At 65.1% G+C, this 10,704-nt stretch carries 5 protein-coding genes; 2 read left to right on the forward strand and 3 right to left on the reverse strand.

Annotated features, from left to right (window positions below; genetic code table 11):
* Positions 1–65 precede the first annotated feature (65 nt).
* Entirely contained in the window at positions 66–767 is a 702-nt protein-coding gene (locus tag GXY01S_RS07815) for a TetR/AcrR family transcriptional regulator (protein ID WP_242501218.1), read from the forward strand.
* Positions 768–861: 94 nt separating this feature from the next.
* Here GXY01S_RS07815 and GXY01S_RS07820 read toward each other — a convergent pair whose 3' ends face one another.
* On the reverse strand, positions 862–1,422 hold the full coding sequence (locus GXY01S_RS07820; protein ID WP_061273807.1) for a hypothetical protein: 561 nt from the start codon (positions 1,420–1,422) through the stop codon (positions 862–864).
* A 413-nt stretch (positions 1,423–1,835) separates the two neighbouring features.
* Here GXY01S_RS07820 and GXY01S_RS07825 point away from each other — a divergent pair, with 413 nt between their 5' ends.
* Positions 1,836–2,348 carry a hypothetical protein gene (locus GXY01S_RS07825; protein ID WP_061273809.1) on the forward strand — a complete coding sequence of 171 codons (513 nt, stop codon included), beginning with the start codon at positions 1,836–1,838 and terminating at the stop codon, positions 2,346–2,348.
* A 34-nt stretch (positions 2,349–2,382) separates the two neighbouring features.
* Here GXY01S_RS07825 and GXY01S_RS07830 read toward each other — a convergent pair whose 3' ends face one another.
* Both GXY01S_RS07830 and bcsA read right to left on the reverse strand, forming a co-directional pair.
* Entirely contained in the window at positions 2,383–6,186 is a 3,804-nt protein-coding gene (locus GXY01S_RS07830) for a cellulose synthase subunit BcsC-related outer membrane protein (RefSeq protein ID WP_255210391.1), read from the reverse strand.
* A gap of 2 nt (positions 6,187–6,188) precedes the next feature.
* Positions 6,189–10,640 carry a UDP-forming cellulose synthase catalytic subunit gene (gene bcsA / locus GXY01S_RS07835; RefSeq protein WP_061273811.1) on the reverse strand — a complete coding sequence of 1,484 codons (4,452 nt, stop codon included), beginning with the start codon at positions 10,638–10,640 and terminating at the stop codon, positions 6,189–6,191.
* Positions 10,641–10,704: the final 64 nt, after the last annotated feature.

The raw sequence follows: 10,704 nt of genomic DNA on the forward strand, positions 1-10,704 counted from the left end.
CTATATCGTCTCCATAAGGCGGTCAAGCAGGGCACCCATTCAAAAATGGCCGGAGCAGATTACGAATGAGCAAGATTGGACGGGAAGGACACGGCTCCATGCATGATAACTGTGATACCCCGCGCCGCGGCCCCGGTCGCCCCCCGGAAATGGAGGAATGCGAACGCCGTGAACGTATTCTCGACGCAGCCAGCGAAGTGTTGCAGAAATGCGGCTATCATGCGGCCTCGATGGACAAGGTGGCCCAGCATTCCGCCATGTCCAAGCGCACGCTGTACCTCATGTTCCATTCCAAGCAGGACCTGTTCCACACGCTGGTCAGCAACAGGCTGTTCAATGTCAGCCTCGGCAAATGCCTGCACATGGCCGACCCGGTGGAAGAGCTGACCGAACTGCTCATGCGCCTTGGCGGCGTGATCCTGCGGCCTGATCGCATCAGCCTGATCCGCGCGCTCGTTACCGAATCGCCACAATCGGAAGACATCCGCCAGATCCTGACCAGCCTGCGCGCGGGCGGAAAGGACAATGTGCTCACCGCCTGGCTCGACCGTTACGTGCGGGCGCGGAACGGGCCGATGGAGAATATATCGATGTACGGCAACATGCTGTTTGGCATGACCATTGGCGACCTGATGCTGCAAAACCTGGCCTGCGCGCCTGATCAGTCATGGAGCGAGCAGAACATACGGCCGCGTTTTCGCAGGGCTGTGCAGATTTTCCTGACGGGCTTCACCGATGGTTGCCCTGCAGCTTCACAGAGCGTTTAAAAATAGCGCTTCGCGTTTCGAAGTGCCGCTTTTGTTTACTGACAGCGGCTGCACCTGAAGCTTTTTGAAAAAAGCTTCACCAAAAACTTTCCGATTATTGCTGAACCGGCTTTTCCGCTTCAGGTGGCCCGGCTTGCGTGCCGCCTGCGGGCGCCACGCCATATGGCCCTCCTTCCAGAACCTCCAGGCACAGCACGCCCAGCCTGCCGGGGTGGCGCGGTCCGAGATGCAGTAATGCGCGTCCATCCGTCCAGCGGCAGGGTTCGGGGCGCGGGGCGTAAAAACCATCATGCCACCCTGCAGGCGCCTTCTGGGCCAGGTGCATGACGATATGGCGGGCCACGGTGCCTTCAAACAGCTTGATATGCCGGACCAGCACGCCACGCGGGCGGTGGTCATCGGCACAGGCACCAACCATGCTGACCGGGCCGACGGTGCGCGACATGATCCGCACGGTGCCCACGCCGGGGGGCAGCATGAAGACCGCATAACGATTGGCCTCGCGCATCTTGCGCAGGGTAATGCCCTGATCGGTCACGAGGTGAAGATCGGCATCATGCGTTGTCGCGGCGGCGGCTTCCACCCTTTCCGGCGTGGGATCCGCGCCTGGCATGACGCCATTGGGGGGCATGCCACCCGTGTTGGAACGGCTCATACCCGTGGTTAGGCCACCAGACATTTTCTTCCCCCCATGGCATAAATTCCAGTTCCAGCAAGGCAACAGCGCCAAAACTGACATGGAGGAAAAATATCGGCGGAAAGAATTAAAAATATTCTAAGATGGCGCCTGAAAACTCAGGCCTGCGCATGTCCTGCACTCATGGAAAATTTTGGGCTGCCCACTTTTTCAAAGGTAGCGTTCTTTGAAGCTTTTCCTGATTTGGCATTTTACAATAAAAACAAATTGTATTCTTCAATAACGGTTTTATTTGAATGCATTCCCCGGGCCATGCCTTCAGGGGCATAACAGGCGCGGATGCAGCCCTGCCGCTCATTTTTATAATCTCCTGCATCATGCGGTCCCGCGCTATCGTGATAACAGGCGTGTGAGAATAAGGGAGAAACCGCGTGAGTCAGACGTGGGGTGATTTTCAGGCTGTCGTGCAGTTATCGGCGGGCCTGAATGTAGCTATTCTCAGCTTTGTGGATATCAGCCTGCCCGCCATAAAGGAACGCCGGCACGTCTTCGCCAAGGCCCAGCAGGAACTCGACATGCACCGCTCGGCACCGGGCAAGGTGACCTCCGCCGCCCAACTCGAGCATGACTGCCAGGTCGATGAAATGAGCCAGAAGCTTTACCTGCTGTGGAAGCAATCCTCATCATTCAGCAGCGAGGAAGATTCCCTTATCCATTCCACCGGCATCCTGGGCTTTATCGGCGCGGCACTCAGCCTGTTCCTGCTGTGGTATTCAGCGGAATATTATGATGCCGGCATCAACGTGACCGGCAAATTCGTAATCGGCCTGTCATTCTGTTCACTCATCGGGGCGTTCATCATCAATTTCATGACCGCATCCCAGGCCAACGTCTATACCAAGCAATGCAACCAGATCCGCGCGGAAATGCGGCAGAAGCTGTAAGGCCTGCACGGCTGTTCTCCGCCAGCGGGTCTCCTTACCCCGGCGCGTAATGCAGCATGAGCATGCCATGCACTTCATCCCAACTGCCTGAGCGCGAATAGCCGCCTTCCGCCCCCAGCCGCAGGGAGGGCGTCAGCTGATAGACCGCCCGCGCCAGCACGTTGCCCGCAAGCCCCCCGGTGGACTGGCCCGCATATTGCGCGCGCGCCGCCATTCCGCCTTCCCCCATGGGGAACATCGCCGTGGCATGCTCGGTGTAGTGCTGGTAGCCCGCCTCGCCCTTGAACAGCCAGGTCCACCGTCCCGCATGCCCGTCATAGGTCAGCGGCACCAGGGCCGCCATGAACGCATGCGGCGAGAAGTAGCCCCCCTGCCCCCAGGTGAAGAAATACGTGTTGCGCTTATAGCCAAAATACACGAGGTCCAGCCCCAGCCGCACGTGATGGGCGTCGTTGCGGTGCCAGACCAGGGCGGACCCGCCCGCACCGGCCTCGCTCTCGTGGTTGGCCACCGTATGCGTGCCCTGCATCACCGCGTAGCCACCGCCAGCATACAGGTTGTAGCCCGGCTGCGCCCATTCCAGTTGCCCATGCCCACGGTTGCGCGTGACCCCGCCCCAGACCTGCCCCGTGCCGGGGTCGCGCGCGCCGGAATAGGCCAGCAGGCTGTCGGTCACCGCGCGGCGCTCGCCGGTCAGGCGCAGGGTCAGGTTGTGGGTCAGGTGCGGGGTGAGTTCAATGCCGCCCAGCACATTGGTCGTGGTGAAGCCCAGCGGCGTCGAGCCGACATCAGCCGCCAGCCACCGCCACTGGTAATGCGCCGACAGCGCCACCCCCGCCACGGCGGCAGGCACGTGAAAGCCCGGCCGCACGCCATTGGCCGCAACACTGCCATATTGCTGCGCGGTGGCACTCGAGGCCACCGGATCGCCCGACATGAGCACGCTGGGCATGACCGAGAAGGCAAGCTGGTGCTGCGTGGAGGAGAACGGCATGATGGCGGTCATGGGAATATTGACCACCGTCATGTGGCCCAGCCCTGGCTGGCCCGAACGGTCGCGGATCTCGAGGTTGCCATCCGCCTGCGGTGCAAGCGCGCGCGACAGGTAGCCAGCCTGCCGGTCAAGCGCCTGCACGGGGGGCAGATGTGGGTCGTAATGATAGACCTCCGGCATGCCTGCGCCCATGCCGGGCACGAAATTCGTGCTGATATCGGGCCATTCATCCGCCGCCCGCGTGCGCTGCGGGGCGCAGCCTGCATCAATGCGCGTGCCGTGGCCGGTGGTGTCATCCTCATCGGGGCGGGGCGTGCAGTCGAGCGCACGGGCGCGCTGCACGTCATGCAGGCGGCGGCGGTCGTGGCCGGTCAGGCCATCAATCTCGGCCTGAATTTCCCACGTATCGCCCCATTGCGGGTGGGTGGCCTGCAGGGTGCTGGCCATGTCGCGCGCCGCGCGTTCATCACCGCTGGCCAGGCTGTCTCGCGCAAGGGCGGCCTGGGCCATCCTGTCATCGGGGCGCTGGGCCAGCGCCCTGCGGTCATAGGCCACGGCCTCGCCGGGCAGCCTGCGGGCGGAATCAACACGCCCGCGCGCCAGAAGCAGGTCGGCATCGTTCGGGTTCTGCGCCAGCAGCGGGTCGAGCAGGCGGCGGGCGGCATCGGGGTGACCGTCAAGATCATCACGGTCCGCCTGCGCAATCGCAAGACTACGCTGCATGTCGCGCAGGTCACGGGCCTGCGCGGGCGTAAGATGCCCGCCCTGCATGATGGTGGGCAGGCCGTCGAGCACGCGCTGCGCGGCCACGGGGTCATCCATCTGCATGAACAGGCCCGCGTAAGACAGGCTCTGGTTGACACTCACATGCCCGGCACTGCCCGCAAGGGCGCGGTGCAGCACGCCTGCAGCCGTCGCCACGGGCGCGTGGCGCCTGAGCAGCGCATCCACCACCAGCCGCGCCTGCGTGCCCTCGGGGTCGGGCAGGACGGGCATGGTTTCAAGCAGCGGAATGGCCTGCCCGTCATCGGCGGGCAGCGTGCGAATCTGGTGCCACAGCCTGACCTGCGCCACGCCATCGGCCATGGCCGGGGTAATGTCCGCGCGCGGCAGGCGGGCAAGCAGCGCATCGGCGCGCGGCATGTCCTGATCAAGCAGGGCGAAGCTGAAGCAGGCCTGCAGGTCCTCATCGCTTGCGGGCGTGGGGGTGCATAGCGGCGTCATCAGCGCGCGCGCGCGTGTGGCCTGCCCCTGCGCCAGCCATAGCTGGGCCAGATGCAGGCGCAGCCAGCCATTGCGTGGCGCGTCACGCACGGCCTGCGCAAGCAGCACGGCCCGCCTGGCAGGGTCTGGCTCGCTCTCGGCCATGCTGCCGAGCAGCCCCGCCTCAAGGGTGGTCACGCCGGGGTAATGCGCGGCCCGCAGGCGCGTAATCCAGCCTTCGGCCTCGCCAAGCCTGCCCTCCTCGATCAGCACGTCGGACAGGGCAGCAGCAGCGGGCATGTCGCCGGGCGCCATCTGCAGCACCATGCGCCACTCTGCCTCGGCCTGCGCAAGCTGGTGGCGCGACTGTTCAATAATGGCCCGCACCCGCACGGTATCAACAATCCGGCCGTGGTCTTTTTCCACGGCGGGCAGCATGGCCCATGCTTCCTCATACTGGTGGCGGGCCACCAGTGCCCAGAGCCGCGCAAGCTGCGGGTCGCCGCCCGGAGCATCCAGCCCGGCAAGGGCGGCACTTATGCCCTCATTCGTGGGGGCAAGGGCGTGCGCCTGCTCCAGAAAAGCGCGGGCGGCCTTCACATCGCCCCGGCGCTGGGCCACAAGGCCAAGGCCCTCGAGCGCCTCGGAGCGCGGCGTGGTGCCGCCCTGCATTGATGTGTGGAAATCGCTTTCCGCCTGCTCCAGTTCCCCATGCGCCAGCGCGTGGTAGCCCGCCCCCACCAGCGCCAGATGTTCGGCCAGCGCGCGGGCGGCCTCCTGCGCCTGGAGGCGGCTGGCCATGTCCGTATCATCAGGGTGCAGCGCCAGCCATTCGCGGTAATAGGGGGCGGCCTGCGGGTCCGTGCCCATCCAGTCCAGCGTCTTGCGCCATGACTGCGTCGCCTCGTCACGAATGAAATCCGGCGTGGCGGAAGAGGTGGCGAGCGCGCGCATGTCCTCGATCGCATCAACGCGGGTGGCCGGGCGGTAGCTCAGGGCCTGCGCCAGCGCCATGCGGATTTCAAGATCATGCGGCAAAAGGCTGCCCAGCGCGCGCAGGCGCTGCGTGGCCTCCGCATAGCCCAGTATCGAGCCGGACAGCACGCGGTCATATTCCAGCTCCGCTTCGGGCAAAGGGTGGCCGCCATGGTAAATGCCGCGGTAGGCCAGCGTGGCCTGCAAATTCCTGCCCGCATCCGCCAGCGCCCGTGCATGCGCCAGCGCCGCCGGGTCAACCACCCCCTGCCCGATCCAGCCCTGCAGGGCGTCAACCTGTGCCTGCGCGCCCCCCTGCGCCTGAAGGGCCTGCACGGTCGCGCGTGCGCCCGCCATGTCATTTTCATGCACCTGCACGGCACCGAGCATGAGGCGGGCTTCCAGATTGTCCGGCTCGATACGCAGCGCGCGCTCTAGCGCGTGCCGGGCATGGTCGTCATCGCCGTGATGGATCCAGAACGCACCTTCTTCTATCTGCGCGTTGAGAATGCCCTCGGCATAGCGCACGGGGGCCTGCGCCCACGCGGGCGCGCACAGGCTGAACAGCCCGGCAAGGGCAACGCCGCCCCATGCCCTTGCCCCCGCGCCACGCCGGGCCGCAAGCTGGACGCGACGGAACGCGAAAGGCCGGTCATTCATGGTCATGCTCACAGGTCGCCCGTCAGATCATCGTTCAGGATGCGCCGCCTGCTGCGCGCGCCAAGTACCGTCATGGCCCAGAAGGTGCCGCACAGCGCGGACAGCCCCCCCAGCCCGCACAGCAGCAGCGGATGGCCGCCCAGATACCAGTCCGGCAGCATCCATGCGGGCATGTGGCCAACGGTATAGAGTCCGCCCGTGCGGTATTCATCCAGCCTGCCCCCGTGGCGGATCACCATATCGCCCTGAAAGCGCTGCATCGTGGCGGGGCCGCGCAGGTCATGCATCATGGCGGGCAATGCAGCGGGCACGCCGCCAAGCACGGCCACGACGGAACGGTGCGCGGCAAAGGGCGACTGCGCCGCCACCACCGCGCCTTCGGTCAGGTTATATGTCGGTTCAGGCGCGCCGGGGTGCATCACCCGCATGCGCAGGCGGCGCGGCAGCGAAGGGCCGCGCACGTAACCCGCCAGCGCCAGCGCCGCCTGCCCGTTGCCCAGCCCGTCAAGCGTGGAAAAGATCAGGATATCGCCGGTAATCGTGTCATCGACCGACATGTCGGTGGTCCGCACGCTCACGCCGGTGGCGGGGTAGCGGTTGATCGCACCTGCAAAGCCCATCATGTCCACAAAGGCGGCCAGCGTGTCGGGGGCGGGGTGGGGCGGCAGCAGCACGGTCGTTTCCGACAGGTCGGCCATGCGCGAGAACGGAAAGGCGGAAGAGGCGAACATCGCCACGTCAGGCAGCACCGCGAAATGCCGCGACTTGGAAAAATCAATGGTGGAGGACGGGTCAAGTTCAACCACATCGGGCGATGCAGCGGCTTCGGCCTGCGTCATGTGCCGGGGGTGGACATCAAAATACAGCCGCAGCGTGTTCTGCTGCCCCATTTTCCACACCGGCAGTTCCAGGTCATGTTCCACCGGCGCGCCCGCCATGCGGAACGGATTGAGCGACCGGGGCACGAGCGGATAGGCATGCAGGAACGTGCCGTTGAGCATGACGCTGACATGGGATTTCCTGCGCTCCAGCACATCACCTTCCGGCGCGCTGAGTTGCAGCCGCGCCATGAACGGCCGCGACCGCCACGAGCGCAGGTCTGGCGGCAGCGCCAGCGGCACCGTAAGCGTGCCCGATGTCAGGCCATGTGTACGCAGGTCCGCCGTCGAGACCAGCTCGCGCAGGGTCACGGGCTGGTCCGTGCGCACAAGGCCCGGCGCATCATAGGGCTGGCGGGCAGCAGGGTGCACGACGGGTGCGGCGGCATAGGCCCCCTCCGCATCATGCTCAGCACCCAGCACCAGCGCCCTTGCCGCTGTCGTGACATCGGCCATGCCGCGCCCGGTCACGACAAGGATCGTGCCGAAAGCATCATGCGGGTTGGGCATGACCGCGAGTTCCGGCCCCGGCGGCAGCACGCCCCACGGCCCGGGCTGGTTCGGCGCGATGAGCACCGCATTGCCCTGCGCGGGCACGCCAGCCGTCACGTTGAAACTGATCTGGCGGTCCTGCGCATGCACGCCAAGCCATGAGGCCACCATGCCTGCCGCCTGCAGCACGGCGGGGTCTGACACGTCAGGCACGGCCAGGGTGACCACCGGCGTCTGCGCCGCGTCGGGGTCAAGCACCGGATAGGGCAGCGCCGAGAGCAGCCGGTGGGGCACGAGGCTGACCGTTGTCAGCGCAAGGGTGGAGTCTGGTGATATGCTGACCCATGTATCCGCATTGCTGGCCCGCGCGGTATCGGGCGCGGGGGGGCGGGCATCCGGCCCGCAGGCCGCAAGACCGGCATTGCCGGTGGCCGGGCGCATGAACAGGCGAAAGTTGATCCTGTTATGCGTGTCAAAGAAGAACGGGCTGACCGGCAGGCTCACCGGACCGAACGCCCCGTCGGCTGCCGGGCAGATCACCCCCACATCCTGATTGTTGACACTGACGGCCACCGCAACCGGCCCCGCCGCATGCCCCATATGCGCACGGCCCGAAAGGGCCAGCGTGCCGCCGGTAATGATGACATCGCGCCCGACCCGCACACCAAGCCCATGCAGCGGCGCGTCGGCACGCAGCACCATGTCGCCTTCCTGCCCTATCTCCGCAAGGCTGCGCGCACGCGTGAGCGGCTGGTGCGAGACCCGATCCACGTCGAGCATGGTCATGTGCGCATCATCCACCGCCGTCACGGATTCGCCTGCTTCTTCTACCGGCGCCATCTCCGGCGGTGCGGGCGCGGCCTGCGCCCCCCCTGCCATGCCGCATAGCAGCAGGCCCACCATCACGAGCGGCAGGTTTGAATGACCCGTGCGGGAGGGATGGGGCGGGGGAATAACCAGATGCCGTGCCGGCAGTTTTTCCTCTGCGATCGGGGGAGGCGGCGCGGGCGGTGGCGGCGCATCCGACTGCCCGCGCGGATAGGGGCGGAACAGCGCGCAGATGCTGGCAAGCAGCATGTAAAGACTGTGGAGCGGCCTGTCAGGCGGGAAGTCGGACCACTGGGACCAGGCATCATCACGGCCAAACACCAGGGCCACGACCTGCTTCTCGGCCGCGAGGTCGGGCATGATCCACGCCACATGGGCACGGCCCTCATGCCGGTCGATGAGGGTGGCGCGGAGCGTGATCGGGCCGGAGGCCAGGGTGGCGTGCAGGCGCAGTTCATCCCCCACGGCAAGGGGCAGTGTGGGCGACAGGTCAAGCTGGCAGCCCCCCATCGACACATCCAGCGTGCGACAGGCGGTGACCTGCGTATCACCCGTGAACATGGTCAGGGGAATGCTGGCCGCAACGCGGTGGTTACGGCGGCGCTGGCGGGTTTCGCGCGCGGCGGCCACACCACCAAGCACGATGATCAGGCTGAACAGCACCCAGACCGAGTTGACCGCCATGGCGCGGAAGACGAGCGTTTCATGATAATGGGCAATCGCGGCCCAGATGCCGCTCACCAGTCCCACCGCCAGCACCACGGCCATGATCACGCCGGGGTAGGCCGCGCGCCATTCAAAATACTCGCGGTGCAGCAGGCCGCCCTTGTCGGTCACGTTGAACTTGCCCTTGTGCGGCGCAAGCAGGGTGATGAACGTCATGCGCACCAGAAAGGGGGCCAGCATGGATTCGTAGATCTCGCTCCAGAACGAATAGCGCCACCGCCCCTGCAGGCGCGACATGGTCATGGTGGTATGAAACAGGTGCGGCAGGGCATAGACCGCAAGTTCATAAGGCGAGGCCGCGATCATGGTCACGCCCAGGAACAGGTAGGCCAGCGGCGCCATGAGGAACATGATGCGCGGCATGGCGAAGAAGTAGTTCGTCGTCGCCGCCATGTAGCAGATACGCTGCGTGAGGCGCAGGCCACGGCCGAGCATGGGGTTGTCGAGCCGCAGCATCTGGATCATGCCGCGCGCCCAGCGCACGCGCTGCCCGACCTGAAGCAGAAGGGTTTCGGTTTCGAGCCCCGCGGCCAGCGGCTCGCGCAGATAGGCCGTGCCCCACCCCTTGCGCTGCATGCGCAGGGCGGTGTGGGCATCTTCCGTCACGGTCTCGACGGCAAAGCCATTGATCGCTTCAATGGCCTCGCGCCGCAGCAGGGCGCACGACCCGCAGAAGAAGGTGGCGTTCCAGAAATCATTGCCATCTTGCAAAAGCCCATAGAACAGGTTGCTCTCGGGCGGCACCTGCATGCCCCGGCTCATGTTGCGACGGAACGGATCGGGGGAATAGAAGTGATGCGGGGTCTGCAATAGCGCGAGGTTGGGGTCGGCGATCATCCACCCCACGGTCTTTTTGAGGAAACCCCGCACGGGCACATGGTCACAGTCAAAGATCGCGATCAGGTCGCCCGTTGTCGCCTTGATGGCATGGTTGAGGTTGCCCGCCTTGGCGTGGGTACTGTCCGCGCGATTGATGTAGCCAGCACCGACCTGCGCGGCAAAATCACGGAACGAGCGCCGCCGCCCGTCATCAAGGATATAGACATTCAGCTTGTCTGCCGGCCAGTCCATGGCCAGGCAGCCCAGCACCGTGGTGCGGACGATCGCCATGTCCTCGTTATAGGTTGGCACATAGACATCAATGACCGGCCAACTGCCTTCATCTTCCGGCAGCGGGTGGATCTGCCGCCGCAGGGGCCAGGCCAACTGGAAATACGTAAAGCCCACCCGGAAGGTGGTATAGATTTCGCCGATCGCCAGCGCCAGGACTAGAACTGTCTGCAACACGCCATCGAGATCAAGCGTGGAGGTAAAGCGCCACACCAGATAGCGCCCGGATACCACGATGGACAGCACCATGAGAAAACAGCGCGACCAGCGTTCATCATGTCGGCGAACCAGAAAGAACAGGATCGCGCCCCCTATCGCGACGAAAAACTGGTGGTCGGGGGAGAGGTAGGTCAGGCAGACCACTGCCAGGAGGATGGCGAATAACGGGCCGGAGACGAGGGGAGATTTTAAAATGCGCCAGATCATGGAAATTCGTGACTGTACCCGTGCGGGCCTTGAGCAGGCTGTTTAAAGGAGCGGATCAGGACCT

Origin of the sequence: Komagataeibacter xylinus NBRC 15237 (assembly GCF_001571345.1) — a bacterium.
GTDB classification, from domain to species: Bacteria; Pseudomonadota; Alphaproteobacteria; order Acetobacterales; family Acetobacteraceae; genus Komagataeibacter; species Komagataeibacter xylinus.